Origin of the sequence: Isoptericola sp. F-RaC21, from assembly GCF_038593535.1 — a bacterium.
Lineage (GTDB): Bacteria > Actinomycetota > Actinomycetes > Actinomycetales > Cellulomonadaceae > Isoptericola.
Map to the genome: position 1 here is coordinate 272,430 of NZ_JBCFYX010000005.1, position 24,496 is coordinate 296,925.

At 75.3% G+C, this 24,496-nt stretch carries 22 protein-coding genes; 9 read left to right on the top strand and 13 right to left on the bottom strand.

Translation table 11 applies throughout. The features are described from left to right. Nucleotides 1–28: 28 nt before the first annotated feature. Genes AAG589_RS19480 through AAG589_RS19490 form a run of 3 tightly spaced genes read right to left on the bottom strand, consistent with a single transcriptional unit; the run spans nt 29 to nt 2,802 of the window. Complete coding sequence (locus AAG589_RS19480; RefSeq protein ID WP_430568947.1) at nt 29–862, bottom strand: hypothetical protein; 834 nt, start codon at nt 860–862, stop codon at nt 29–31. Nucleotides 863–881: 19 nt separating this feature from the next. Beyond that, entirely contained in the window at nt 882–1,388 is a 507-nt protein-coding gene (locus tag AAG589_RS19485; protein WP_430568948.1) for a nucleoside deaminase, read from the bottom strand. 4 nt (nt 1,389–1,392) lie between these two features. Next, on the bottom strand, nt 1,393–2,802 hold the full coding sequence (locus AAG589_RS19490) for an aminotransferase-like domain-containing protein (RefSeq protein WP_430568949.1): 1,410 nt from the start codon (nt 2,800–2,802) through the stop codon (nt 1,393–1,395). A 127-nt stretch (nt 2,803–2,929) separates the two neighbouring features. On the opposite strand from AAG589_RS19490, the gene AAG589_RS19495 reads away from it, so the two are divergent. Together AAG589_RS19495 and AAG589_RS19500 are read left to right on the top strand one after the other, a co-directional pair. Then, on the top strand, nt 2,930–4,168 hold the full coding sequence (locus AAG589_RS19495) for a Tm-1-like ATP-binding domain-containing protein (protein ID WP_430568950.1): 1,239 nt from the start codon (nt 2,930–2,932) through the stop codon (nt 4,166–4,168). A gap of 59 nt (nt 4,169–4,227) precedes the next feature. Further along, on the top strand, nt 4,228–5,055 hold the full coding sequence (locus AAG589_RS19500) for a phosphoenolpyruvate hydrolase family protein (protein ID WP_430568951.1): 828 nt from the start codon (nt 4,228–4,230) through the stop codon (nt 5,053–5,055). A gap of 30 nt (nt 5,056–5,085) precedes the next feature. Here AAG589_RS19500 and nhaA read toward each other — a convergent pair whose 3' ends face one another. After that, nucleotides 5,086–6,909: a Na+/H+ antiporter NhaA gene (gene nhaA / locus AAG589_RS19505; RefSeq protein ID WP_430568952.1), complete on the bottom strand. Its 1,824-nt coding sequence runs from the start codon at nt 6,907–6,909 to the stop codon at nt 5,086–5,088. Between the two features lie 185 nt (nt 6,910–7,094). Between nhaA and rpmG the strand changes: the two genes are divergently transcribed. The 3 genes from rpmG to AAG589_RS19520 are packed head-to-tail and all read left to right on the top strand — an operon-like array spanning nt 7,095 to nt 7,929. Beyond that, entirely contained in the window at nt 7,095–7,262 is a 168-nt protein-coding gene (gene rpmG, locus AAG589_RS19510; RefSeq protein ID WP_079573907.1) for a 50S ribosomal protein L33, read from the top strand. 3 nt (nt 7,263–7,265) lie between these two features. Further along, nucleotides 7,266–7,565 carry a type B 50S ribosomal protein L31 gene (locus tag AAG589_RS19515; RefSeq protein WP_430568953.1) on the top strand — a complete coding sequence of 100 codons (300 nt, stop codon included), beginning with the start codon at nt 7,266–7,268 and terminating at the stop codon, nt 7,563–7,565. A gap of 52 nt (nt 7,566–7,617) precedes the next feature. Continuing rightward, complete coding sequence (locus AAG589_RS19520; RefSeq protein WP_430568954.1) at nt 7,618–7,929, top strand: hypothetical protein; 312 nt, start codon at nt 7,618–7,620, stop codon at nt 7,927–7,929. 7 nt (nt 7,930–7,936) lie between these two features. On the opposite strand, the gene AAG589_RS19525 is transcribed toward AAG589_RS19520, so the two are convergent. After that, nucleotides 7,937–8,692, bottom strand: a complete 756-nt coding sequence (locus tag AAG589_RS19525) for an AraC family transcriptional regulator (protein ID WP_430568955.1) — start codon at nt 8,690–8,692, stop codon at nt 7,937–7,939. Between the two features lie 94 nt (nt 8,693–8,786). Between AAG589_RS19525 and AAG589_RS19530 the strand changes: the two genes are divergently transcribed. Next, complete coding sequence (locus tag AAG589_RS19530) at nt 8,787–9,581, top strand: TSUP family transporter (protein ID WP_430568956.1); 795 nt, start codon at nt 8,787–8,789, stop codon at nt 9,579–9,581. A gap of 16 nt (nt 9,582–9,597) precedes the next feature. Here AAG589_RS19530 and AAG589_RS19535 read toward each other — a convergent pair whose 3' ends face one another. The 5 genes from AAG589_RS19535 to AAG589_RS19555 all read right to left on the bottom strand — a co-directional run bounded on the left by AAG589_RS19535 (nt 9,598) and on the right by AAG589_RS19555 (nt 14,359). After that, nucleotides 9,598–10,746 carry an alpha/beta hydrolase gene (locus AAG589_RS19535; RefSeq protein WP_430568957.1) on the bottom strand — a complete coding sequence of 383 codons (1,149 nt, stop codon included), beginning with the start codon at nt 10,744–10,746 and terminating at the stop codon, nt 9,598–9,600. Then, entirely contained in the window at nt 10,743–11,519 is a 777-nt protein-coding gene (locus tag AAG589_RS19540; RefSeq protein WP_430568958.1) for a heme ABC transporter ATP-binding protein, read from the bottom strand. Before AAG589_RS19540 ends, AAG589_RS19535 begins: the two co-directional genes overlap by 4 nt. Beyond that, nucleotides 11,516–12,559, bottom strand: a complete 1,044-nt coding sequence (locus tag AAG589_RS19545; protein ID WP_430568959.1) for a FecCD family ABC transporter permease — start codon at nt 12,557–12,559, stop codon at nt 11,516–11,518. The genes AAG589_RS19540 and AAG589_RS19545 overlap by 4 nt, the downstream gene beginning before the upstream one ends. Before the next feature lie 11 nt (nt 12,560–12,570). Further along, nucleotides 12,571–13,623 carry an ABC transporter substrate-binding protein gene (locus AAG589_RS19550; protein WP_430568960.1) on the bottom strand — a complete coding sequence of 351 codons (1,053 nt, stop codon included), beginning with the start codon at nt 13,621–13,623 and terminating at the stop codon, nt 12,571–12,573. A 448-nt stretch (nt 13,624–14,071) separates the two neighbouring features. Beyond that, the gene (locus AAG589_RS19555) at nt 14,072–14,359 is read right to left on the bottom strand and encodes a UBP-type zinc finger domain-containing protein (RefSeq protein ID WP_446719770.1); all 288 of its coding nucleotides are present in this window, start codon (nt 14,357–14,359) and stop codon (nt 14,072–14,074) included. A 33-nt stretch (nt 14,360–14,392) separates the two neighbouring features. Here AAG589_RS19555 and AAG589_RS19560 point away from each other — a divergent pair, with 33 nt between their 5' ends. The 3 genes from AAG589_RS19560 to AAG589_RS19570 are packed head-to-tail and all read left to right on the top strand — an operon-like array spanning nt 14,393 to nt 19,299. Beyond that, entirely contained in the window at nt 14,393–16,093 is a 1,701-nt protein-coding gene (locus tag AAG589_RS19560; protein ID WP_430568961.1) for an FAD-dependent oxidoreductase, read from the top strand. After that, on the top strand, nt 16,090–16,566 hold the full coding sequence (locus AAG589_RS19565) for a nitroreductase family deazaflavin-dependent oxidoreductase (RefSeq protein ID WP_430568962.1): 477 nt from the start codon (nt 16,090–16,092) through the stop codon (nt 16,564–16,566). The genes AAG589_RS19560 and AAG589_RS19565 overlap by 4 nt, the downstream gene beginning before the upstream one ends. A 42-nt stretch (nt 16,567–16,608) precedes the next feature. Further along, the gene (locus tag AAG589_RS19570) at nt 16,609–19,299 is read left to right on the top strand and encodes a cation-translocating P-type ATPase (RefSeq protein WP_430568963.1); all 2,691 of its coding nucleotides are present in this window, start codon (nt 16,609–16,611) and stop codon (nt 19,297–19,299) included. On the opposite strand, the gene AAG589_RS19575 is transcribed toward AAG589_RS19570, so the two are convergent. From AAG589_RS19575 to AAG589_RS19585, 3 genes are all read right to left on the bottom strand, one after another. Continuing rightward, nucleotides 19,296–20,330, bottom strand: a complete 1,035-nt coding sequence (locus AAG589_RS19575; protein WP_430568964.1) for a pectinesterase family protein — start codon at nt 20,328–20,330, stop codon at nt 19,296–19,298. The genes AAG589_RS19570 and AAG589_RS19575 overlap by 4 nt on opposite strands. Nucleotides 20,331–20,416: 86 nt before the next feature. Further along, entirely contained in the window at nt 20,417–23,053 is a 2,637-nt protein-coding gene (locus AAG589_RS19580; protein WP_430568965.1) for a glycoside hydrolase family 78 protein, read from the bottom strand. Beyond that, nucleotides 23,050–24,372, bottom strand: a complete 1,323-nt coding sequence (locus AAG589_RS19585) for an MFS transporter (RefSeq protein WP_430568966.1) — start codon at nt 24,370–24,372, stop codon at nt 23,050–23,052. The genes AAG589_RS19580 and AAG589_RS19585 overlap by 4 nt, the downstream gene beginning before the upstream one ends. Between the last annotated feature and the right edge of the window lie 124 nt (nt 24,373–24,496).

A 24,496-nucleotide genomic window follows, 5' to 3' on the forward strand; every position in this document is an offset into this window, starting at 1 on the left:
CGGCGCAAGGAGGTCGGGCGCCGGGAGGTCAGGACTCCGGCTCCACCGGCCCGTCCTCGCCGACGACGAGCTCGCCGCAGCTGGTCTCCTGCGCGGTGACGACCGCCGGGTCGTCGGGCCCGGCGTCCTCGGCGACGGTCGACCGGTCGCCGTTCGAGGCGTTCAGGGCGCCGTCGTCCAGGTCGACGAACGTGCGCTCGACGGTGAAGGCGCTGCCGTCGGCGGAGGTCGCGTTCAGGCCCGCGAGGTGCAGCGCCCCGTCGACCTCGGTGCAGCCGACGCCCGTGCCCTGGCCGGTGAACCCCTTGTCGAACGTGTAGGGCGCGCCCGCGAGGTTCTGCGTCGCCGCGAGGTCGCAGTCGGCGGCCGAGAACAGCAGCACCTCGCGGCCGGTGTCGACGAGCGCGATCGGGGCCGTGCCGTCGCCCGCCGCCACGACGTTCACGACGGCCGACGCGCGCTGCGGGCTCGCCGAGTCGATCGCCGCCGAGAACGTGGCGCCCGACGCCGTCGTGATCCCGAAGCGGCGGTCGGCGCCGCCGGTGAGCCACGCCGTGTCGGCCTCGCCGTCGCCGTCGACGTCCACCGACTCGTGGGTGTCCGCGTCCTCCGGGGTGCCGTCGTCGGTGGCCGCGCAGCCGGCGGCGCCCGTCGTCGTGGGCGAGGCAGAGGGATCGGGGGACGCGGAGGCGTCCTGCGTCGCCGTCGCGGTGGGGGACTGCGACGCGGCCGTGGCGCCGTCGCCGTCGCCGTCGCGCACGACGAGCCAGACGACGACGGCGACCACCACGACGGCGGCGAGCACGATCACCCGCCAGGTCCAGGGGCTGCGGGCGGGGGCGGGATCGGGGGAGTCGCTCATGTTCCCCAGGCAAACATCGTCAGGCGGGGTCCTGCATCCCGTGCAGGCGCGCGTGCAGGCCGCGGACCTCGTCGGCGAGCTCCGGGGCGGGGCCGCGCGTGGGGACGCCGGGCGCGACGTCGCCCACGGCCAGCGGGGTCACGGGCCCGGGCGCGACGCCCCACTCCTGCAGCCACGCGATGAGCTGTGCCGTGCTGGTCGCGTACACGATGGGGCCGAGCCCCACCCAGGCGTGCGCGGCGCTGCACATCGCGCAGTGCTCGCCCGACGTGTACGCCGTCGCGCCCGCGCGCTCCTGCGGCGTCAGGTGCGCCGCCGCCCAGCGCGCGATCTCGAGCTCGGGGTGACGGGTCTGGTCGCCGCCGGCGACGCGGTTGCGGTCCTCGAACACCACCGCGCCGGAGGCGTCCACCAGCAGCGAGCCGAACGGCTCGTCGCCGTCCTCGAGCGCCTCGCGCGCGAGGTCCACGCACCGCCGCAGGAACGGGAGGTCGTCCGGGGTCACGGGGTCGGTTTGGTATGCCATCTGGTCATCCTCTCGCACTCTGCGCCGCGCCGGCCAGCTCCGCGACGACGGCCATCGCCTCCGCGAGCTGGTCCTGGGGGTGCCACACGGGCAGGCGCACGAACGTGCGGTGGGCGCCGTGCGGGGAGAAGGACGGGCCGGGGGTGAGCCGCACCCCGTGCGCGAGGGCGCGGCCCGCCAGGTCCGCCGCGTCGACGCCGGTGTCCACCCACAGGCCCGAGCCGCCGGCCGGGAGCCACCACCGCCAGGTCGGCACGGACTCCCGGAGCACCGCACGCGTGGCCGCGAAGCGCTCGGCGAGGAACGCCCGGCGCGACTCCCGCTGGTCGGCGGCCCGCGGGAGCAGCAGCAGGGCGGCGAGCTGGTCGGTCACCGGGCTGCCGAGGTCGAGGCCCCGGCGCAGGTCCGTGAGCCGGGCGACGATCTCGCGCGGCCCCCGCACCCACCCGATGCGCAGGCCGCCCCAGAACAGCTTGGACAGGGTGCCGAGCACCAGCAGCCGCGCGGGGTCCACCAGGCCGTCGAGCCCTCGCACCGGCTCCGACCGCGTCCAGCCGAGGTCGGCCTGCGACTGGTCGTCGACGACGAGCACGTCGTGCCGGGCGGCGGCCTCCGCGATCGCGCGGCGCCGCGGGCGGGCGGTGTGGACGCCGGTCGGGTTGTGCAGGGAGGTCTGCGCGTAGAGCAGGTCGGCGCTCGCGAGGGCGGCGTCGAGCAGCCCGACGTCGATCCCGGTCGGGCCGAACGGCACGCCGCGCACCCGCCCACCCGCCCCGGCGAAGGCCTCGAGCGCGCCCCGGTACGTCGGGTCCTCGACGACCGTGAGCGTGCCGGGGCCGGTGAGCGCGGTGGCCACCAACCACACCGCCTGCTGCGAGCCGGCCGTGACCATGACCTCCTCGGCGGCGGTCGGCGTGCCCCGCGCGGTGAGCTCGGCGGCCAGGGCGGCGCGCAGCTCGGGCAGGCCGGCCGGGTGGTAACCGGACTCGTCGAGGTGGTGCTCGTGCAGCAGCCGCCCGACCTCGGGCATCACCCGCGCGACGTGCTCGCTGCCGGGGAGCGCGCCGGAGGAGAGGTCGACGACGGGCGCCACCCGGTCGTCGAAGGTCATGAGCCGCCCCTCGCCGGGGCGCCGCAGCCCGCCGGCCCGGCGCACGTACGTGCCGGAGCCGTGCCGGCCCACCAGGCGGCCCTGCGCGGTGAGGTCCGCGTAGGCGCGGGCGACCGTGCCGCGCGCGATCCCGAGCGCGTCGGCGAGCTCGCGCTGCCCGGGCATACGCCACCCGGCGGGCAGGTGGGATCCGTCGACGAGCTCGGTGAGACCCTCCCTGAGGGCGGCGTGCGCGGGGACGTCGTCGCGCCGCCACGCGCCGAGCAGCCGCGCGACGCGGTCCGCCTCCGCCGACGTGGCCACGCGCCGCCCCCTCCCGCACCGTGGTCCACACCTTGGTCCACTTGCCTCCAAGTGGACCACGCCGGCCGGGCGGCGGCGACGCACGATGGTCGTCAGACCGCTCGAGGACGAGCAGAAGGAGGAACCCATGCCCACCCAGCCCACGGTGGCACTGATCGGCACGATGGACACGAAGGGCGCCGAGTACGCCTGGCTGGCGGACCGCGTCCGCTCGCACGGCGCGGAGGCGCTGACGATCGACGTCGGCACGTTCTCCGACGCGGCGGCGGACGTCTCGGCGCACGACGTCGCGGCCGCGGCGGGCCACGACCTGGACGCCCTGCGTGCGTCGGGCGACCGCGGCGCCGCGATGGAGGCGATGGCCGCCGGCGTGGCCGCCGTCGTCGTCGACCTGTACGAGCAGGGGCGCGTCGACGGCGTCCTGGCCGTCGGCGGCTCCGGCGGCTCGTCGGTGGCGTCGCGCGCGATGCAGGCGCTGCCCGTCGGCGCGCCCAAGCTCCTCGTGTCCACGATGGCGTCGGGGGACGTCTCCCCGTACGTCGGCGAGTCCGACGTGACGCTCGTGTACTCCGTGGTCGACGTGGCCGGGATCAACTCGGTCTCCGAGCAGGTCTTCGGCAACGCCGTGGCCGCCGTCGTGGCGATGGCGGGCGAGCACCGGGCGCACCGCACCCAGGCCCGGGCCGGCGGCGCGCACCGCCCGCTGGTCGGGCTGTCCATGTTCGGCCTCACGACGCCGGCGGTGGACGAGGCGCGTGCCGAGCTGGTCGAGCTCGGCTACGAGCCCCTGGTCTTCCACGCCACCGGGGCGGGCGGCCGCGCGCTGGAGAAGCTCGCGCGCGACGGGCGGCTGGCGGGCGTCCTCGACCTCACCACGACCGAGCTCGCCGACGACCTGGTGGGCGGGGTCCTCAGCGCCGGGCCGCACCGGCTCGAGGCCGCCGGGCAGGAGGGCGTGCCGCAGGTCGTCTCGCTGGGCGCGCTCGACATGGTGAACTTCGGCCCCCGGGCCACCGTCCCGGCGCGCTTCGACGACCGCACGTTCGTCGTGCACAACCCCACCGTGACGCTCATGCGGACCACGCCCGAGGAGAACGCCGAGCTCGGCCGGCGCATCGCGGCCAAGCTCGGCGCCGCGCGCGGACCCGTGACGCTCCTGCTGCCGCTGCGCGGCGTCAGCGGGATCGACGCCGACGGCGAGCCGTTCCGCGACGAGGCCGCGGACGCCGCCCTGTTCGGCGCGCTGCGCGAGGGCCTCGCCGGCAGCGACGTCGAGGTCGTCGACGTCGACGCCCACCTCAACGACCCCGGCTTCGGGCGCGACGCCGCCCGCCGCCTGCACGCGCTCGTCGCCCAGCACGACTGACCCGCACCCGCGCCCCTCAGGACACCCGACAGCAGACCCGACAGCACAGGAGCCACGCCATGGACCGCAGCACCGCACTCGACCGCCTCCGCGCCACCGTCGCCGCCGGCCGCCCCATCATCGGCGGCGGCGCCGGCACGGGCATCTCGGCCAAGTCGGCCGAGGCGGGCGGCATCGACCTGCTCATCATCTACAACTCGGGCCGCTACCGGATGGCGGGCCGCGGCTCGCTCGCCGGGCTGCTGGCCTACGGCGACGCGAACGCCATCGTCATGGAGATGGCCGACGAGGTGCTGCCGGTCGTCAAGGACACCCCGGTCCTCGCGGGCGTCAACGGCACCGACCCGTTCCGGGTCATGGGCCGGTTCCTCGACCAGGTGAAGGAGGCGGGCTTCGCGGGCGTGCAGAACTTCCCGACGGTCGGCCTCATCGACGGCGTCTTCCGGCAGAACCTCGAGGAGACCGGCATGGGGTTCGACCTCGAGGTGGACATGATCGCCGCGGCGCACGAGCGCGAGCTACTCACGTCGCCGTACGTGTTCGACGTCGAGCAGGCGGTCGCGATGACGCAGGCGGGCGCCGACGTGCTGGTGCCGCACATGGGCCTGACGACCAAGGGCTCGATCGGCGCGTCCACCGCCCTGACCCTCGACGAGTGCGTCGGGCGGATCCAGGAGATCCGCGACGCCGCGGTGAAGGTGAACCCGGACGTGCTGGTGCTGTGCCACGGCGGCCCGATCGCCGAGCCGGCGGACGCGCAGTACGTGCTGGAAGGCACGCAGGGCGTGGTCGGCTTCTTCGGCGCGAGCTCCATCGAGCGCCTGCCCACCGAGGTCGGCATCCGTCAGCAGACCGAGGCGTTCAAGGCCGTCGGCTTCGGCCGCTGACGCCGCTCCGCCTGCCCGCCGGGGCCCGGGTCACGAGCGCCGACGGGCCGCCGGGTCGGTCTCGTTCGCCTCGAGCGCGGCGATGAGCGTGCGCGCGTCGTGCGGGCCGCGGTGGCGGACGCCGTCGAGGAAGAACGTCGGCGTGCCGCGCGCCCCGGACGCGGCGGCGCTCTGCTCGTCCGCGCGGACCCGGGCGTGCAGGGCATCGTCGGCCATGTCGGCGTCGAACCGCTCGAGGTCGAGCCCGATCGCGGCGGCGTGCTCGCGCAGGTCGTCGGGCTCGAGCCGCGACTGGTGGGCGAACAGCCGGTCGTGCATCTCCCAGAACCGGCCCTGGCGCTCCGCGGCCTCGGACGCGACGGCGGCGAGGTAGGCGTGCGGGTGCACGTCCTCCAGGGGCAGGTGCCGCACGACGTACCGCACCCGGTCGCCGAAGTGCCCGCGCAGCTCGGCGCCCATCCCGGTGGCGCGGGCGCAGAACGGGCACTCGAAGTCGAGGTACTCGACCACGGTGTGCGCGGCGTCGTCGTCGCCCTTGGCGTGGTCGCGCTCCGGGTCGACGGCGGGGGTGAGCGCCACGGGCAGGTCGGCGCTCGCCTCGCCGTAGCGCACGCGCGCGACGGTGAAGATCGCCCAGCCGAGCAGCGTGGACGCCGCCATCGCGATGAGGATGCCGACCGTCGCCGCCTGGCCGGCGGGCGTGCCGTCGAACGCCAGGTCCACGACCAGCAGCGACACGGTGAACCCGATGCCGGACAGGGCGGCGCCCCCGAGCACGCTGCCGGGCCCGACGCCGTCGGGCAGGGTGCCGAGGCGGGCGCGCACGGCGCCCCAGGTGCCGAGCCCGATGCCCACGAGCTTGCCCACCACGAGCCCCGCCACGACGCCCCACGTGATGACGGAGCCGAGGGCCGCGCCCAGCGCGCCGCCGCGCAGGTCGATGCCCGCGTTGGCGAGCGCGAACAGCGGCACGACGACGAGGGACACGGGGCCACGCAGCACGTCGTGCAGGCGGTGGTTGACGGAGATGGAGCGTGCGAGGCCGACGCGGGCGTTGCGGGCCACGCTGGCGCTGGGCGACTGCCAGTAGTCGCGGAACAGGCTCTTGGCCTCGAGCACGTCGTCGCGGCGGGTGGCGACGGCGGGCACCAGCAGTCCGGCCAGCATGCCGGCGATCGAGGGGTGGACGCCGGCCTGCACGGTCGCGCCCCACAGCACCACGACGACGAGCACGTACGGCGCGCTGCGCCACTCGCGCATGCGGCCCAGCAGCCACAGGACGCCGAGCGCGGCGAGCGCCACGAGGAGCGGCGCGAGCCGCACGTCCTCGGAGTAGACGACGCCGATGATCCCCACGGCGAGGAAGTCGTCCACCACGGACAGCGTGAGCAGGAAGACGCGCAGCTGGCTCGACATCGTCGGCCCGACCAGGGCGAGCACGCCCAGCAGGAAGGCCGTGTCCGTGCCGACGACGACTCCCCAGCCGTGCGGGTCGGCCCGGCCGGCGACGGCGAGGAAGACCAGCGCGGGCACGACGACGCCGAGCGTCCCCGCGACGAGCGGCACCAGGCGCGAGCTGCGCTGCCGCAGCGAGCCGATCGCCAGCTCCTGGCGCACCTCGAGGCCGACGACGAAGAAGAACAGCACCATGAGGCCGTCGTTGACCCAGTGGTGCAGGTCCATGTCGAAGCGCAGGTCGCCGACGTCGACGTTGACGGGCAGCGCCCAGAGGTCCTCGTACCAGCCGGACAGCGGCGAGTTGGCCCACAGCAGCGCCAGCAGGGTGACGCCCACCAGCAGCAGGGCCGCGCCCGACTCGGTGCGCAGCCGTTCGGCCAGTGCGCGTGGCGCCATGCGTGTCTCCCGTCCGTCGTGAGGTGCGGGCCCGCGAGGAGCGTACGTCGCCCCCGGCCCGCCGGCCGTCGGGGGCAACGTCGGCCCGCGGCGCGGGTGTTCCCGGGAATGTCCGAGGGGGGTCGCGGGTTGTGACCTCGGCAGGTGAGAACGGTTCTCACCTCGACCGCGCGAGGAGCAGCCGGATGGCCACCCGCACCGACCTGCGCCCGATCGTCAAGCTCCGCTCGACGGCGGGCACCGGATTCACGTACGTCACCCGCAAGAACCGCCGCAACGACCCCGACCGGGTCGTGCTGCGCAAGTACGACCCCGTCGTGCGCCGGCACGTCGACTTCCGAGAGGAGCGCTGAACCATGCAGCAGAACATCCACCCCACCTACGGGCCCATCGTCTTCCGCGACACCAGCGCGGGCACCGCGTTCCTCACGCGCTCCACGCTGGCCGGCGACGCCGCGTCCGGCCCGGGCCGCCCCGCGCGCACCGTCGAGTGGGAGGACGGGAACACCTACCCCGTCGTCGACGTCGAGATCTCGAGCGCCAGCCACCCGTTCTGGACCGGGGCAGCGCGCGTCGTCGACACCGCCGGCCGCGTCGAGAAGTTCCGTCGCCGCTACGGCCAGGGCGCGTCGCATCCGCGAGGCGCGCAGGCCTGACGACGCCGGGCTGACAGGATCGGCGGCACGACCGCGAGAGAGAAGGTGGACGATGGCGATCACCCTGTGCGTGCTGCTGTGGGCAGCCGACGGCGAGGCCCGGGCGCTGGAGGACTACGAGACCGAGGTGCTCGCGCTGGTGCCGCGACACGGGGGGAGGGTGCTGCAGCGCGTGACCAACGTGGCGCACACCGACGACGCCGCCCACGGCGCGGTGCAGCCGACCGAGGTGCAGCTCATCGAGATGCCCGACGAGGACGCGCTCGCGGCCTACCTGGCCGACCCCGACCGGGAGGCCCGGCTCGACGTGCGCGACCGGGCGATCGCGCGGACCGAGATCCTGCGCGTGCGCCCGGTCGGGTGACGGTCTGTCACGAGAACCGGGAGGGAGGCGTCCCGAAGGCTCGCGTGAACGCCGCCGTGAAGGCGGCGGGCGACGCGTACCCGAGGCGCGCGGCGACCGCCGTCACCGACGAGCCGGGCAGCATCCGCAGGCTCGCCAGCAGGCGGGCGCGGGCGCGCCAGGCGGCGGGGCTCGTGCCGGCCTGCTCGCGGAAGCGCCGGTCGAACGTCCGCTCGCTCATCGCCGCGCTCCGGGCCCAGCCCGCGTTGCTCACCGCCACGTCGGGCGCCGCCAGGTAGCCGCGGCACAGCGCGCGGAACGGCTCGTCGCGCGGCAGCGAGATCGCCAGCGGCACCGGCGAGACGTCGCGCAGCTCCCACAGCGCCAGGCGCAGCACCGCGTCCTCGTGCCCGCCCGCCTCGACCTCGGCGGGGAATGCGGCCGACGCGCGCAGGAGCTCGCGCAGCAGGGGGCGGACGTCGACGACGATGCACTGCGTGGGCCACCACGGCACGGCCGCGGGCTCGATGTACAGGCTCCAGGTGGAGACGTCGAGCATGCGGACCTCGTGCGGCACGCGCGGCGGGATCATGACGGCACGGTCGGTCGGCACGGTCCAGGACCCCTCGTCCGTCTCGACGAGCATCACCCCGCTGGCGCCGTAGAGCAGCTGCGCCCGGCGGTGCTCGTGACGCGGCAGCAGGTAGCCGGGCGGGTAGTCCGTCCCGATCGGCAGGACGTCGACCGGGAGGTGGTCGTAGTCGGCGACGGGCACGTTGCGCACTCCTCCACCGTACGGGCGCCGGTGGCGAAGTCTCGAAGGAAATCGACGGTCCGTCGGTAGTCCGCCCCGCGGGCGGGGGCGTGTCATGGAGGGCGTGTCCTTCCTCCTGCTCGTCCTGGTCGGCCTCGCCGTCGGTGTGACGACCGTGCTCTTCGGCTTCGGCGGCGGCTTCGTGACCGTGCCCGTGATCACGGTGGTCGACGTCGGTCTCGGCGGCGACGCCGTCCGGGTCGCCGTCGCGACGTCGGCCCTCGTCATGCTCGTCAACGCCGCCGTGGCCACCGCCGCCACCCGCCCCGAGGTGCTGCGCGGGCTCCGCGGCGGCGGCGTCCTGCTCGTCCTGCTCGCCGCCGGCGGGGCGCTCGGCGCCTTCGCCGGCCGGTTCGCCCCGGACCCGCTGCTGCGCTGGGGCTTCGTCGCCTACGTGGGCGTCACGATCGTCGACCTGCTGGTGCGCCCCGGATTCCTCCGGCCGCCGTCGTCCGCCCGCCCCGGCGGGTCGGCGCGCGGCGCCCTGGCCGGCTGGGTGGGCGCGCCGGTCGGGGCGGTCGCCGCGTTCCTCGGCGTGGGCGGCAGCGTGATGACCGTCCCGATGATGCGGCGCGGCGGCGCCACCATGGCGGCCGCGACCGCCCTGGCGAACCCGCTGACCCTCGCGATCGCTGCGCCGGCGCTCGCGGTCTCCCTGCTCGTGCGGGGTGGCGTGGCGCCCGCGCCGGGCCTGGTGGGCGGCGTCGACGTCGGATCGGCGGCGGCGCTGCTGGTCGGGGCGATCCCCGTCGTGGTGCTCCTGCGCCGCCGCCCGCCCCGCATCCCCGACCGGCTGCACGCCTGGACCTACCTCGCGCTGCTCGCCGCCGCGGCCGGCACGGTCGCCGCGGTCGGGTGACGGCGCCCGGCGGACCTCACGCCAGCAGGTCCGCCGTCGCTTCGACCGTGCGTGGCACCCACCACGCCCAGTCGTGGCCGCCGGTCACGACCTGGGACGACACGTCCACCCCGCGCAGCACGAGCGCGCGAGCCAGCTCCTCGGACGCGGCCGCGCCCTCGTACCGGCCCGCCTGCAGCCGGAGCCGCGGCGCGGCGCGGGCCAGCGGCTCCACGAGCGCGCCGGGCGGGTAGCGCCACAGCGACGGCGACTGCGCGACGGCGGAGCCCACGGCGTCGGGGAACCGTGCCGCGACGAACAGCGCGGACAGCCCGCCGAAGCTCGACCCGGCGACGACGGTGCGGCGCGGGTCGTCGTCGACGCGACGGCCACCCACCCCGTCGCGCCGCAGCCGCGGCACCAGGTCCTCGCCCACCCAGCGCGCCACGCCGCCGGGCACCCCCAGCACCGCCGCACGGTCCGGCCCGGACGCCACCATGACCACGGCGACCGGGGGCAGAGCCCCGGCGGCGACGGCGTCCGCGAGCACCCGCGCGGTGCCGAGGCGCTCGGCGTGCGCCTCGCCGTCGAGCAGCACGAGCAGCGGCAGCCGGTCGTCCGTCTCGGGCGCCCACCACCAGGCGCGGGGCTCGCCGTCGCGGGTCGAAGGGCCATGGCTGGTGAGGCGCGGCGGGACGGCGTCGGTGTCGCCGAAGCCGGCCAGCCAGGGCCGCTCGCCCGCGCCGGGCAGCCAGAGCGCCGAGCTCGCCATGCCGCGACCGGCGGCGTGGCCGCGCGGGTTGAGCGGGTCCCGCCGGCCGGGGCTGCCCGGGTCGCGCAGGCCGTGGGCCCACCAGCCCGGCTCGCCGGCCCCCTGGTGCACCAGGAACCGGTAGCTCGCCTCCCAGTCGTCCGGGACGTCGAACGTGCCCTGCCACCAGCCGTCGGGCCGCGGCGCGAGGTCGCACACGTCGGGCCGCTGCGGCTGCCACCACCCGCTCGCGGCCAGCGCCACCGCGCGGGCCTCCGGCGCGTGCAGCCGGAACGTCACGTGCGCGCGCCCGCCCGGTCGAAGCGCGACGTCCGGGCTACCGCCGGTCAGCATCGGCTCGGGGGCGCGGAGCACCTCGACCGCCGGTCGCCCGGCGGGCCGCTCCAGGGGCCGCCAGTCGTCCCAGCCCGTCATACCGGCACCACCAGCGGCAGCCCGGACACTGGATGGTCGAGCACGCACACCTTCTGCCCGTACACCTCGGCGACGCGCTCCTCGGTGATCACGGCGCGCGGGTCGCCGTCGGCGACGAGTCGGCCGCCGTGGAACACGGCGACGCGGTCCGCGTACCGGGCGGCGAGCGTCAGGTCGTGCAGCACGACGACGACGCACGCGCCGGCGTCGGCGAGGCGCCGCGACGTGCGCATCACCGCCTCCTGGTGGCGCAGGTCGAGCGCGGCGGTGGGCTCGTCGAGCAGCACCAGCGGCGTCTCCTGCGCCAGCACGCGCGCGAAGACGGTGCGCGCGAGCTCGCCGCCCGACAGGGTGGTGGCGTCGCGCCCTGCCAGGGCGTCCAGGTCGGCGTCGGCCAGGGCGGCGTCGACGACGGACTCGTCGCGGTCCGACGCCGGGTGCGGGATGCGCCCCATCGCGACGATCTCGCGGACGCTGAACGCGAACCGCACGTCGTGCTGCTGCACCATCACCGACCGCTGCCGCGCGAGGTCGGCGGCCTTCCATGCGGCGGGCGCCCGCCCGGCGACGAGCAGCCGGCCCGACGTCGGTGTCCGGTCGCCGGAGACGAGCCCGAGCATCGTGGACTTGCCGGCCCCGTTGGGCCCGACAAGGGCGACGACGCTCCCGCCGTGCAGCTCCAGGGACACGTCGTCGAGCAGCGCGTGCTCGCCGACGCGGAAGCCCACGCCCTGCGCTTGCACGACCGGGGCCTGCTCGACCGGGGCGCTCATGCTCCGGCCCCCGGCCGCTCGCGCAGCACGAGCCACAGGAAGAACGGCGCGCCGAGCGCGGAGGTGAACAGCCCGATGGGGACCTCCGACGGCGGCGCGACGGTGCGCGCGGCGGTGTCGGCGAGCACGATGAGCAGCCCGCCCACCAGCGCGGACATCGGGATCAGCGCGCGGTGCGCGGGCCCGAACGCCATCCGCACGATGTGCGGCACGACGAGCCCGACGAAGCCGATGATGCCCGCGAACGCCACGGTGACGGCGGTGAGCAGCGCGGTCACGACGACCAGCACCGCGCGCGCCCGCGTCACGTCGAGCCCGAGGTGCCGGGCCTGCCGCTCGCCGAGCGTCAGCATGTCCAGGCGGCGGTGCATCCCGACCAGCACGGCGACGCCGGCCACCACGACGACGGCCCCGATCGCGAGCTCCGTCCAGTCCACGGAGGCGAGGGAGCCCATCTGCCAGAAGACGATGTCGCGGAGCTGGTCGTCGTCGGCCATGAAGGTGCAGAACCCGGTGATCGACGCGCACGCGGCGCCCACCGCGATGCCGACCAGCAGCAGCCGGGACGTGCCGGTGCCGCGGCCGGGCCGGGCGAGCGCGTAGATGAGGCCGGTGGCCAGCAGGCCGCCGGCGAACGCCGCCGCCGGGACGGCCCACGCGGACGCGCCCGCGGCCGGCAGCGCGACGATCGCCAGCACGGCCCCGGCGGACGCCCCGCCGCTCACGCCGATGACGCCCGGGTCGGCGAGCGGGTTGTTGAACAGGCTCTGGAGGGCGGCGCCCGACGCGGCCAGCGCCGCCCCCGCGAGGGCCCCGAACAGCACGCGCGGCATGCGCAGGTCCATCACGACCGTGGTGGCGAGGCGCTCGCCGCCGTCGCCCGCGCCGAACAGCTCGTGCGCGACGACGGCGACGACCTCGCGGGGCGCGAGCCCGATCGGGCCGATGCCGATGGACAGCACGACGGCGGCCAGCAGGAGGACGCCCCCCACGGTGACGCCGGCGAGGAGCGGCGCCCGGCGGACCGAGCCCGTGCGCACGGACCCGGACCTCACTCCGCGGTCTCGGCGAGGGCCTGCGCCAGCGCGAGGGCGCCGGCGCCGGAGGCCGGGCCGCTCACCTTGATCTGGTCGTCGGGCATGACGACGACGCGGTTCGCCTGGCCGGCGGGCGTCTCGAGCAGGGTCGGGAAGGCGGCCGCGAAGCCCTCGATGCCGCCCCACTCCTCCAGGTCGGCGGTGCCCATCAGCAGCACGTCGGGCTCGGTGCCCAGCAGGCCCTCGTCGCTGTAGTCGCGCGAGAACCCGCGCAGCTTCGCCTCGACGCCCACGCTGGTGACGCCGAGCGCCTCGGCGACGTCGGCCCCCGCGGTGCCCGTGCCGACGACGGCGTTCGCGCCGCCGGCGCCGGACGACGTCACCTGGAGCACCCGCAGGTCGCCCAGGCCGGACGCGGTCTGGGACGCCTCGGCGAGCTGGGCGTCGACGTCGGCGGCGAGCTCCTCGCCCGCCTCGTCGACGCCGAGGTACGACGCGACGGCACGGATCTTGTCGCCGGTGCTCTGCTGGTCGTCGACGACGACGGCGTCCACCCCGGCCTTGCGGAACTGCTCCGCGACGTCGCCGTGACGGGCGGTGTTGTTGCCGATGAACAGGGTGCCGTCGAGGGAGAGCAGGCCCTCGGTGCCGGTCTCCTGACTGAACTCGTACTGCTCCGGGGCCGCGAGGGAGACCTCGGACGCGCTGTTGGTCGGGGCCGCGTAGACCAGGTCGGCCAGCCCGAGGCCGCCGAGGATCTCCGCGACGTCGTCGCCACCCACGATGATCTTGCTCGCGTCGGTCACGGTGACCTCCGTGCCGGTGCCGTCGACCACGTCGACGGGCAGCGCGGGCTCGGCCTCGACCGACGGCACGTCCGAGCCGGCGGCGAACGTCCAGCCGTCGGGCAGGTTCTCCGGCGCCGCGGCGCCCGGGGCCCCGCTCGACGCGCTGTCCGCGGCGGGCTCGCCGTCGGACGTGTCGGCGTCGGCGGACGAGCAGGCGGCGAGGCCGAGCGCCAGCGCGGCGACGGCGAGGGACGGGACGAGGCGGGACCGGGTGCGCACGGGGCTCCTGGTGGACGGGCCGGGCACGCCGGCGGTGACTAAGGCAAGGCAACCCTAACCAGTTGCGCGGGTCGCGACGGCCGGTCGCCGGCGTGAGGTGGTTCACACTCCGGTGTCATCTCGGCTTCCGTACGGCGAGAGGAATGGCTCGGGAAATGTCCGCACGACATGACTCTGTCGGGCATGAAAAAGTCGCGCCGCACCATTTCTGGTGCGGCGCGACGTCGGGTCAGGCCGTCAGAGTCCGAGCAGGTGGAGCAGGTCGGTGACCAGGCCTCCGACGGACGCCAGGAGCTCGCTCAGCGGGCCAGAAAGCATGAAGAATCCCCCTCGTATCGGAACAGGAAATGCCGCACGGGAATGCGGTGACTACATCGTGGCGAGGTGGGAATGGGATCGTCAACGGGTGTTCTGTTAATTGTCTGTTACTCCGGGCAAGCGCGATGCCTCAGGGCGCCCCCGGCATGTCCCGGCCGGAGATGAGCAGCTCCTCCGGGAAGCAGTAGCCCCAGAACTCGCCCGGCTCGAGCGACCGCATCACGGGGTGCCCCGTGGCGTGGAAGTGCGCCGTCGCGTGCCGGGCGGGGGAGGAGTCGCAGCACCCGACGTGCCCGCACTCCAGGCAGGCCCGCAGGTGCACCCACGTCCCCCCGGACGCCACGCACTCGGGGCACTCGCCGGTGGTCTCCGGCGGGACGGGCGTGATCCGGGACAGGTGCTCGCACGTCGTGGTCATGCCCCGAGCCTCGCGCCCGCCTACGCTGACCGCATGCCGGAGCGTCCCGTGATCCTGCTCGTCGCCGACGCCCACGCCTCGCAGGTGGAGGCGGAGTTCCGCGCCCGCTACGACCGCGACTACCGGGTCGAGGTGGTGCGCACGGCGGACGCCGCGCTCGATCGGCTGCGCGACCTGGTGGCGGCACGGGAGCCGGTCGCGATGATCGCCGCGGAGCGCCGGCTGCCCGACTCCACCGGCGTCGACCTGCTGCACCAGGTGCCCGCCGTCGTGTCCACCGCGCGGCGGGTGGCGCTGATCTCGGGCGACGAGTACGCCGACGCCCTGGACGAGATGCGGGCCGCGCTGCTGCGCCGCGACATGGACACGTTCGTCGGCATCCCGCGCGGCGCCCGCGACGAGGAGTTCCACACCGCGCTCGTCGAGCTGCTGTCGGAGTGGGGCTGGTCGGTGGCCCGGCCCACGGTGACGTCCACCGAGGTCGTCGCGGAGCCGGGCGACCGCGGGGCGGCCGCCGTCCGCGACCTGCTGGAGCGGCTCGGCATCCCGAACCGCGTGCTCGCCCCCGACGACGCCCAGGCGCGCGCGATCCTCGACGCGGCGGGCCCCGGCGCCGCCCTGCCCGTGGTGCGCACGTTCGCCGGGCGCGTGCTGACGGGCGCGACGCCGTCGGCCGTGGCGGAGGCGATGTACGGCGGCTTCGACTCCATCCCGCCGGGCGAGATCGCAGACGTGGCGGTGGTCGGCGCGGGACCCGCAGGGCTGGCCGCCGCGGTGTACGCGGCGTCGGAGGGTCTGTCGACCGTGGTGCTGGAGCGCGACGCGATCGGCGGCCAGGCCGGGTCGAGCTCGATGATCCGCAACTACCTCGGCTTCCCGCGCGGCATCTCCGGCATGCGGCTCGCGCAGCGCTCGCGCGTGCAGGCCGGGCGGTTCGGCGCCCGCTTCTACACGGGGCGCCCGGTGGCGCGGATCGAGCCCGGCCCGGCCGACGAGCCGGAGCACCACCACGTGCACGTCGACGGCGCGCAGCTGTGCGCCCGCACGGTCGTGCTCGCGACCGGCGTCTCCTACCGCCGGCTCGGCGTGCCGCGGGTCGACGAGCTGGTCGGCGCGGGCGTGCACTACGGCGCCGCGAGCTCGATGGCGCGCGAGATGACGGACCGCGACGTCGTCGTGGTGGGCGGCGGCAACTCCGCCGGCCAGGCCGCCGTGCACCTGGCGAAGTTCGCCGGCTCGGTGACGATCCTGGTGCGGCGGGGAAGCCTCGCCGAGACGATGTCCGACTACCTCGTCCGCGAGATCGCCGCGACGCCGACGGTCACGGTACGGCCGCGCACCGCGGTGGTCGACGGCGGGGGCGACGGCCGGCTGCAGTGGCTGATCACCGAGGACCTCGACACGGGCGAGCGGTCGAAGACCCACGCCGACGGCCTGTTCTGCCTGCTCGGGGCGGAGCCCGACTGCGGCTGGCTGCCCGACGGCGTCGCGCGCGACGACCACGGGTTCGTCCTGACCGGCCGCGACGTGCCCCAGGACCGCTGGGTGGACGGCCGCCCGCCGGCCAGCCTGGAGACGACGCTGCGCGGCGTCTTCGCCGTCGGCGACGTGCGCGCGGGCTCGATGAAGCGCGTCGCGTCCGCCAGCGGCGAGGGCGCGTCGGTGCTGCCGCTGGTGCACGACCACCTCGCCCGGCTCCGGGCGCAGGAGTTCGGGGGAGGGAGCCCGCCATGACCGACGGTCCTCAGGAGGGCGGCCCGCAGGCCCCGCGCACGTTCCGCCGCAGCCGTGCCCGGGACGTGGGCGACGCGGTGACCAGCGTGTTCGCCCGCCTCGGGCTGGTCCCAGGCACCTTCCTGCTGACCACCCGGGGCCGGCGCTCCGGGCTGCCGCGCACCCACCCCGCGACCCTCGTCAGCCTCGACGGGCGGCGCTGGCTGGTGGCCCCGTACGGCGTCGTCTCCTGGGTGCACAACGTCCGGGCCGACCCGCGCGTGCTGCTGCGCCGGGGGTTCTCGCGGCAGGTGTGCGTCGTGCGCGCGGCGTCGCCGGCGGAGGCGGGGCCCGTGCTGCGGCAGTACCTGCGCCAGTCCCGGCCCACGCGGCCGTACTTCGCGGCGACGCTCGACTCGCCGGTGGAGGAGTTCGTCGCCGAGGCGGACCGGCACCCCGTGTTCGAGCTGGTGCCGTACGACACAGGTCGCTGACCCGCCGCGCGCCACGGGTCGAACCGGGGTCGAATGGGCCGCATGGGACCCACGCAGGACGTCGCCACGGACCCGGCCCCCTGGTCACGGCCGCCCGCCGAGGTGCTCGCCGCGCTCCGGACGGACGACGGCGGGCTGTCCGCCGCCGACGCCGCGGCGCGGCTCGCGGAGGTCGGCCCGAACCGGCTGCCGCCGCCGGAGAAGGACCCGCTGTGGAAGCGGATCCTGGTGCACTTCGACGACGTCCTCATCTACATCCTGCTGGTCTCGGCGGTGCTGAAGGCGATCCTCGGCGACTGGGTCGACTTCACCGTGATCCTGCTGGTCGCGGTGGTGAACGCGGCGATCGGCTTCATCCAGGAGGGGCGCGCCGAGAGCGCGCTGAACGGCATCCGGCAGATGCTCTCGGTGCACGCCGAGGCCCGCCGCGACGGGGCGTGGGCCAAGGTCGACGCCGACGACGTCGTGCCGGGGGACGTCGTGCGCGTGCGTTCCGGCGACCGGGTGCCCGCCGACGTACGGCTGCTGCGGGCCACCAACCTGCGCGTCGAGGAGTCGGCGCTCACGGGCGAGTCGGTCGCGGCGAGCAAGCGGGTCGACGCCGTAGACGCCGCCGCCGGGGTGGGCGACCGCACCAGCATGCTGTTCTCCGGCACGCTCGTGGCCGCGGGCCAGGGCGTCGGCGTGGTCACGGCCACCGGCGAGCGCACCGAGATCGGCCGCATCCAGACGATGATCTCCGAGGTCACCAGCCTGGAGACGCCGCTGACCAGGCAGCTCGACCGGTTCGGCAAGCTGCTCGCGGTGCTCATCCTGGGCATGGCCGTGGTGATGGTCGTCATCGGCCGGGTGGTGCACGACTTCTCCGTGCCGGAGCTGGTGTCCGCGTCGATCGGCTTCGCCGTCGCGGCCGTGCCGGAGGGCCTGCCCGCCCTGGTGACGATCACCCTGGCGCTCGGCGTGCAGCAGATGGCCCGCCGCCGCGCCATCACGCGCAAGCTGCCCGCCGTCGAGACCCTGGGCTCCGTCACGACGATCTGCTCGGACAAGACCGGCACGCTCACGAAGAACGAGATGACCGCGCGGCTGGTGCGCACCGCCGGCGGCGAGCTGGAGGTCGCGGGCGCCGGGTACGCGCCCCTGCCGGCGCGTCCGGAGCTGCTCGACCGCCCGGACGCCGCCGCCGTCGTCGCCGCGATGATGCTGTGCAACGACGCCCGGGTGGTGCCCGGCGAGGACGACGACTGGCGGCTGGTCGGCGAGCCGACGGAGGGCGCGCTGCGCAGCCTCGGCATGAAGGCGGGCTTCGACACCTCGGGCTGGTCGCGGCTGGACCTGGTGCCGTTCGAGTCCGAGACCAAGTACATGGCCACCCTGGACCGTGCCGCGGACGGGCGGGTCGTCGTGCACGTCAAGGGCGCGCCCGACCGCGTGCTGGACCGCTGCACCACGCAGACGGCGCCGGACGGCACCGCGCAGCCGCTGGACCGCGCCTTCTGGGAGGCGCAGATCGACGAGATCGGCGGCCGGGGCCTGCGCGTGCTGGCGGCGGCGAGGACCCGCGCGTCGGCGGGCACCAGCGCGCTGGAGGCGTCGGACGTCGACGACGGCCTGGAGCTGTGCGGCCTGGTCGGCATCGTCGACCCGCCGCGCCCCGAGGCGATCGACGCCATCGCCCAGTGCCGCGACGCGGGCATCGCCGTCACGATGATCACCGGCGACCACGCGGGCACCGCGGTGGCGATCGGCCGCGAGATGGGGATCGTCCACGACGACGGCGCGGGCGAGGGCCCGGCCGTGCTCACCGGTGCGGAGCTGGAGGCGATGACCACCGAGCAGCTGCGCGCCGTCGTGCAGGACGTGCACGTCTACGCCCGCACCAGCCCGGAGCACAAGATCCGCATCGTCTCCGCGCTGCAGGCGCACGGCGAGGTGGTCGCGATGACGGGGGACGGCGTCAACGACGCCCCCGCGCTCACGCAGGCCGACGTCGGCGTCGCGATGGGCATCAAGGGCACCGAGGCCACGAAGGACGCGGCCGAGGTGGTGCTCGCCGACGACAACTTCGCCACCATCGAGCGGGCCGTGGAGGAGGGGCGGCGGATCTACGACAACATCCGCAAGTCCGTGCTCTTCCTGCTGCCCACCAACGGCGCGCAGTCGCTGGTGATCCTCGTGGCGGTGCTGTTCGGCCTGGTGCTGCCGCTCGCGCCCGTGCAGGTGCTGTGGATCAACATGATCACGGCGGTCACGCTGTCCCTCGGCCTCGCGTACGAGAGGGCGGAGCCGGGCGTCATGTCCCGGCCGCCGCGCGACCCGAAGGCGTCGATCCTCGACGCCGCGTTCGTGCGCCGCATCCTCGTCGTGTCCCTGCTCATCGGCGGCGCCACGCTGTTCGTCTTCTACGCCGAGCGGGCCCAGGGCGCACCGCTCGCCGAGGCGCAGACCACGGCGGTGACGATGCTGGCCCTGGGCCAGCTGGCGTACCTGTTCAACTGCCGGTTCCTGGACCGCTCGAGCCTCACGGTCGACGTGCTGCGCGGCAACCGCGTCGTCTGGCTCTCGGCCGTCGCGCTCGTCGCCCTGCAGTGCGTGTTCGTCTACACCCCGTTCATGCACGACTGGTTCGACTCCGCCGCGATCGGCTGGGCGGAGTGGGGCAAGACGGCGGGGCTCGCGCTGGTGGTCTTCCTGCTGGTCGAGGCGGTCAAGGCCGTGGGGCGACGCCGCTAGCCGGCCGCCGTCGTCCCGCCCGCGGACTCGCCGGAGCGGTCGACGGGGTCCCAGCCGTCCGACCCGGCCAGGTACTTCTCGGGGGTGTACTCGTCCGCCTGGTCGTCGGGCAGCTGCGCGCGGTTGCCGTTGACCGTCGCGCCCGCGCCGGTGTTGCGGTACTCGAGGAACCGCGCCTCGCGCCAGTCGTTGCCCGACATGTCGATCCACGGCTGGTCGGTGTCGATCGTCGCGGACAGCTCCGACTCGCGGAAGAGCACCTGGCCGTCCGGGCCCCAAGGTCGGCCGAGCTGCGTGGTGCCGTCGGTGGCCCCGGTGACGTGCGACCGGTAGAAGAGCAGGCCGTACTTCGTGCCCGCGGCCGTCCGGGCCGCGGTGATCGGCCCGCCCTGCTGGCGCTTCTCGTAGATGTCGCACCGGTGGAAGACGGCGGTGCCCTCGCCGTAGATGAAGTCGACGGTGCCCTCGATGTACGAGTCGCTGACGTAGGCGCGGGTGGGGTCGTCGATCATGAACGTGTCCTGGTCGCCGATCACGCGGGAGTCGTCGATGACGGCGCGGTCGGCCTCCAGGTACAGCGCGAGCGCCTGGTTGCCCTCCTCGCTCGCCGACTCGTCGTGGTCGTTCTCGAAGGTCACGTTGTCGGCGCGGAAGCCCTCGCCGGTGACGTGCACCGTGGCGCTGTCCCGGTGGCTGCCGCCCTCGCCGGCGCTCACGCCCTCGACGATCACGACGTCCTCGGCGCTGCCGGCACCGACCAGGGCGACGTTCGGCTTGTCGACCAGCACCCGCTCGCGGTACGTGCCGGGCTCGATCGTGATGACGTGCTCGCTGGCGTTGTCGGCGGGGACGGCGTCCACGGCCTCCTGGATCGTGGTGAAGTCGCCGGTGCCGTCCGCCGCGACCGTGCTCTCGGCCGCGGCGGTGGCGCCGGTCGCGCCGGCGGCGCCGGTGGCGACCACCGTGAGGGCGGCAGCGACGGTCGCGCCGAGGCGTCGCCGCCGCGCCCCGCGTCGGGTGGTGCGTGTCATGTGGATCGATCCCTTCGTCGTCACGTCGCTGTGAGCGCTTTCCGGTCGATGAACGTGCTCGACGGTAGGGACGTCCGGTGCCCGTGTCAACGATGTAGAGGCGACTCCGGACGGGCCGCGGGTGCCCGCACCTCGTGCCGGCCGTGGCCCAGGACGGCCGGTTCGAGGCCCGGCACGTCCAGCTCGGCCGTCGTCCCCACGGGCACGACGCACCGGACCACCAGCTCGCCGTCCTCGATCCGCCACGCGACCTCCGCCGTGCCGTACGGCGTGACGTGCCGCGCCTGGGCGCGGATCAGCCCTCCGCCGGGCCGCGGGGCCACGCGGAAGGTGCGGTACCCGGGCTCGAGGGGCGCGAGGCCGGCGACCACGCGGTGCAGCCAGTCGGCCACGGACCCCAGGGCGTAGTGGTTGAACGACGTCATCTCGCCCGGGTTCACCGTGCCGTCCGTGAGCATGCTGTCCCAGCGCTCCCAGATGGTCGTGGCACCCAGGTCCACCATGGCCAGCCACGACGGCGACGCGTGGCTGAGCAGCAGCGCGTACGCGGCGTCGAGCTGCCCGGTGCTGCTCAGCGCGTCGGCGACCAGCGGCGTGCCGGCGAACCCGGTGCCGACCGTCCAGCCGCCGTCCCGCACCAGCGCGGCGAGCCGCTCGCCCGCGCGGAGGCGCGCGTCGTCGCCGTCCAGCAGGTCGAAGACGATCGACAGCGCGTGCGCGGTCTGGGTGTCGTGCATCGGGTCGCCGCTGTCGACGTAGCGCTTGCGGTACGCGGCGGCGACCTCGTCGGCGAGCGTGCCGTAGCGGGCCGCGTCGTCGTCGCGGCCCAGCGTGCGGGCCATCTCCGCCACGGACCGCGCGGAGCGGGCGAGGTAGGCGGTGGCCACGAGGTGCGGGTCGGTCTGCGCCCGCAGCGGGTCCTCGGGCGGGGCGGTCGGGTCGAGCCAGTCGCCGAGCTGCATCCCGGTGTCCCAGAGCCGGTCGGGCCCGGCGAGGCCCGCCACCTTGTCCACCCAGCCGACGGCGCTCGCGTACTGCCGCTCGAGCAGCGCGACGTCCGCGGAGTCGCGGTGCAGCGCCTCCGGCACCAGCGTGGCGGCGTCGCCCCAGCCCGCGACGTCCTGCGCGGGGTCCCAGAACCGGCCGCCTGGGATCCACGGCACGTACACGGGCACGGTGCCGCCGAAGCGCCGCTGCTCCGCCGACAGGGTCCGGAGCCAGTCGCCGAGCATGCCGTGCACGTCGTAGAGGAACGCCGCGGTGGGCGCGAAGGCCTGGATGTCGCCGGTCCAGCCGAGGCGCTCGTCGCGCTGCGGGCAGTCCGTGGGGATGTCGACGAAGTTGGAGCGCAGGCTCCACACCACGTTCTCGTGCAGCCGGTCCAGGTCGGGGTCGCTGCTGGCGAACCAGCCCGTGCGGGCCATGTCGCTGTGCAGCACGCGGGAGACGATCTCGGGGGCGTCCTCGCCCGGCCAGCCCGAGACGTGCGCGTACCGGTAGCCGTGCACGGTGAACCGCGGCTCCCAGGTGATCGCGGCGCCGTCCGTCACGACCTCGTCGGTGGCGGCGGCCTCGCGCAGCGTGCGGGTGTACAGCGTGCCGCCCTGCAGCACCTCGGCGTGCCGCACCCGCACGGTGGTGCCGGCGGGGGCCGCCGGCACGGTCAGGCGCGGGCGGCCCGAGTGGTTCTGCCCGAAGTCGACCAGCCAGCCGTCCTCGCCGTCCGGGCCGGGCGCCCGGGTCACGCTCACCGGCGCGAGCTCGCCCGTGCAGCGCACGGGCGGGCCGTCGGGCGCGGCGAGCACGGACCGGTCCAGGGGGAGGACGGCGACGGGCGACCAGCCCGCGTCGTCGAACCCGGGCTCGGACCAGCCGGCCGGGAGCAGGCGCGCGTCGTAGGTCTCGCCGTCGTACAGGGACGCGCGGGTGAGCGGGCCGGGGGCGCTGCGCCACGACGCGTCGCCGCCCACCACGACCGTGCCCGCGTCGGTGACCACCTCGAGCTGGGCGAGCACGCCGACGTGCGTGCCGTAGAGGTCCCGCGTGCCGCCCTCGAAGCCGTACCGGCCGCGGAACCAGCCGTCGGCGAGCCAGGTGCCGAGGGCGTTCTCGCCGGTGCGGACCAGGTCGGTGACGTCGTACGCGTACACGCGCAGGCGGTCGTCGTAGGGCGTCCAGCCGGGCACGAGCTCGTCGCGGCCCACCCGCTGCCCGTTGAGCTCCGCCTCGACCAGCCCGTGCGCGGTGAGGTGCAGGCGCGCCGAGCGCACCTCGCGGCCGGGGACGTCGAAGCCTCGGCGCAGCAGCGGCGCGCGCCGGGTCTCGACAGGGCCCTCGTCGTACCCGGGGCCGACCAGCTCGGCCGTCCAGTCGGCCGCGGTCAGCCCGCGCTCGACGACGGCCGGCTCGCTCCACGGGCCCCAGCCCGCGTCGTCCGCCCCGCCGTCCCGGGTCCGCACGCGCACCTCGGCCCGCGCCCGGGGCCCGAGCGGCGCGCCGGGCCAGGGCACGAGGACCTGCGCGGCGCCGTCGACGACCGCGGCCGTGTCCTCGAGGACGGCGCCGTCCGGCGCCGTCGTGCGCCACGCGACCTCGTACGCGCCCTGCCGGTAGGCCGCGGGCGCGTCCTCGAGGTGCCAGGACAGCCGGGGCCGGTCCTCCCCGACGCCCAGGGCGGGCTGGGGGTGGTGCTCGACGCGCAGGACGGGGGCGGAGGGGGTCATCGGGCTCCTTCGTCGGCGGTGCTCGTGGCGGTGCTGCTGGCGGTGCTGGTGGGGAGGGTCGGCGCGGCGGGCTCGTCGTCGGCGACGCGCGGGTACCGGGTGATCCAGAAGTACCCGATCACGCCGCCCACGGCGATGCACGCCGCCACGAACACGAACAGCACGTCCGGGCTGGCCGCGAGGAGGGTGGGGGTCCACAGGGCGACGACGGCGGCGACCACGCGGGTGAACGCGATCATGACGCCCTGCGCGGTGCTGCGGTAGGTGGTGGGGATGAGCTCCTGCGCCCAGACCTTGAACATCGGCTCGCCCGCGACGGCACCGGCGATCGACCCGACGACGCCCATGGTCACGAGCGTCCACACCTCGACGCCGAACGCGACCGGGATCAGGTAGCCGAGCGTGTAGAACACGGCCATGACGGCGAACCAGCGCATCCGGTGGGCGCCGTCGACGATGCGCATGAGGAAGTAGGTCGCGGCGAACGCGATCGCGAAGGTCACGAAGCCGACCGTGGACGCGAACTGCACCGTGGTGCCGGCCATCTCCGTGTACATCAGGGTGGAGAACTGGCCGCCGGTGTTGGCGCCCACGTTGACCAGCGCGTAGAAGAGCGCGACGGCGATCATCGGCATGAGGTACGGCCCGCGCAGCAGGCGCTTGAGGGTGCCCAGGTCGACGGACTCCGTCGCGCCCGCGGCGGCGGTGCCGGCGTGCGCCGCCCGCCAGCGCGAGGACTCCGGCATCCCGGCCCGCAGCACCAGCACCACGAGGGAGAGCACCAGGAGCTGCCCGTACATGATGCGGCCGCCGGTCATGCCCAGGCCGCCGACGACGATGCCGAACAGCTGCGCGGCGATGATGCCCACCAGCCACAGGATGTGCGAGAACGAGACGAGCTTGCCGCGGTGCTCGGGCGGCGCCTCCTCGGCGATCATCGCGAGCGACGCCGGCAGGTCCGCGCCGACCGCGAGGCCGAGCAGCACGACGCCGGCGTAGAGGGCGCCGGTGCCCGGCGCGGCGACGAGGATCGCGGCGCCGGCGGCGTAGACCGCCATCGTGGCGAGGAAGACGCGCTTGCGGCCGAACAGGTCGGCCAGGCGGCCGCCGACGAGCGCGCCCGCCGCGATCATGAACGTCAGCAGGGCCGAGTACTGGCCGAACTGCGCGTCGCTGATGCCCAGCGGCTCCTTGTACAGCACCAGCGCCGTGCCGGTGGTGATGATGGCACCGGCGTCGAGGTACGACGCCATGCCCGCCACCGTCGTGCGGTACCAGGTCCTGCCCGGGATCTTTCCCGGCGCTGTCGAGGTCGTCATCGTTCTCCCACTTCTACTTTGAAGCGCTTCAAATTGAGTCGTTTCACGAGGATGCCCGGACGACGTCGGGCTGTCAACCTTCAGGATGCGCCGATCGGCCGCTCGACGCGCGGACCTGGGCGGA

Bases quoted from the DNA above. Each gene is read 5' to 3' on its own strand.
- AAG589_RS19535 (WP_430568957.1), bottom strand. From the start codon at position 10,746: ATGACGGGCTGGGACGACTGGCGGCCCCTGGAGCGGCCCGCCGGGCGA.
- AAG589_RS19560 (WP_430568961.1), top strand. From the start codon at position 14,393: ATGCCGGAGCGTCCCGTGATCCTGCTCGTCGCCGACGCCCACGCCTCG.
- AAG589_RS19565 (WP_430568962.1), top strand. From the start codon at position 16,090: ATGACCGACGGTCCTCAGGAGGGCGGCCCGCAGGCCCCGCGCACGTTC.
- AAG589_RS19570 (WP_430568963.1), top strand. From the start codon at position 16,609: ATGGGACCCACGCAGGACGTCGCCACGGACCCGGCCCCCTGGTCACGG.
- AAG589_RS19555 (WP_446719770.1), bottom strand. From the start codon at position 14,359: ATGACCACGACGTGCGAGCACCTGTCCCGGATCACGCCCGTCCCGCCG.
- AAG589_RS19495 (WP_430568950.1), top strand. From the start codon at position 2,930: ATGCCCACCCAGCCCACGGTGGCACTGATCGGCACGATGGACACGAAG.
- rpmG (WP_079573907.1), top strand. From the start codon at position 7,095: ATGGCCACCCGCACCGACCTGCGCCCGATCGTCAAGCTCCGCTCGACG.
- AAG589_RS19520 (WP_430568954.1), top strand. From the start codon at position 7,618: ATGGCGATCACCCTGTGCGTGCTGCTGTGGGCAGCCGACGGCGAGGCC.
- AAG589_RS19540 (WP_430568958.1), bottom strand. From the start codon at position 11,519: ATGAGCGCCCCGGTCGAGCAGGCCCCGGTCGTGCAAGCGCAGGGCGTG.
- AAG589_RS19500 (WP_430568951.1), top strand. From the start codon at position 4,228: ATGGACCGCAGCACCGCACTCGACCGCCTCCGCGCCACCGTCGCCGCC.
- nhaA (WP_430568952.1), bottom strand. From the start codon at position 6,909: ATGGCGCCACGCGCACTGGCCGAACGGCTGCGCACCGAGTCGGGCGCG.
- AAG589_RS19515 (WP_430568953.1), top strand. From the start codon at position 7,266: ATGCAGCAGAACATCCACCCCACCTACGGGCCCATCGTCTTCCGCGAC.
- AAG589_RS19575 (WP_430568964.1), bottom strand. From the start codon at position 20,330: ATGACACGCACCACCCGACGCGGGGCGCGGCGGCGACGCCTCGGCGCG.
- AAG589_RS19585 (WP_430568966.1), bottom strand. From the start codon at position 24,372: ATGACGACCTCGACAGCGCCGGGAAAGATCCCGGGCAGGACCTGGTAC.
- AAG589_RS19485 (WP_430568948.1), bottom strand. From the start codon at position 1,388: ATGGCATACCAAACCGACCCCGTGACCCCGGACGACCTCCCGTTCCTG.
- AAG589_RS19580 (WP_430568965.1), bottom strand. From the start codon at position 23,053: ATGACCCCCTCCGCCCCCGTCCTGCGCGTCGAGCACCACCCCCAGCCC.
- AAG589_RS19480 (WP_430568947.1), bottom strand. From the start codon at position 862: ATGAGCGACTCCCCCGATCCCGCCCCCGCCCGCAGCCCCTGGACCTGG.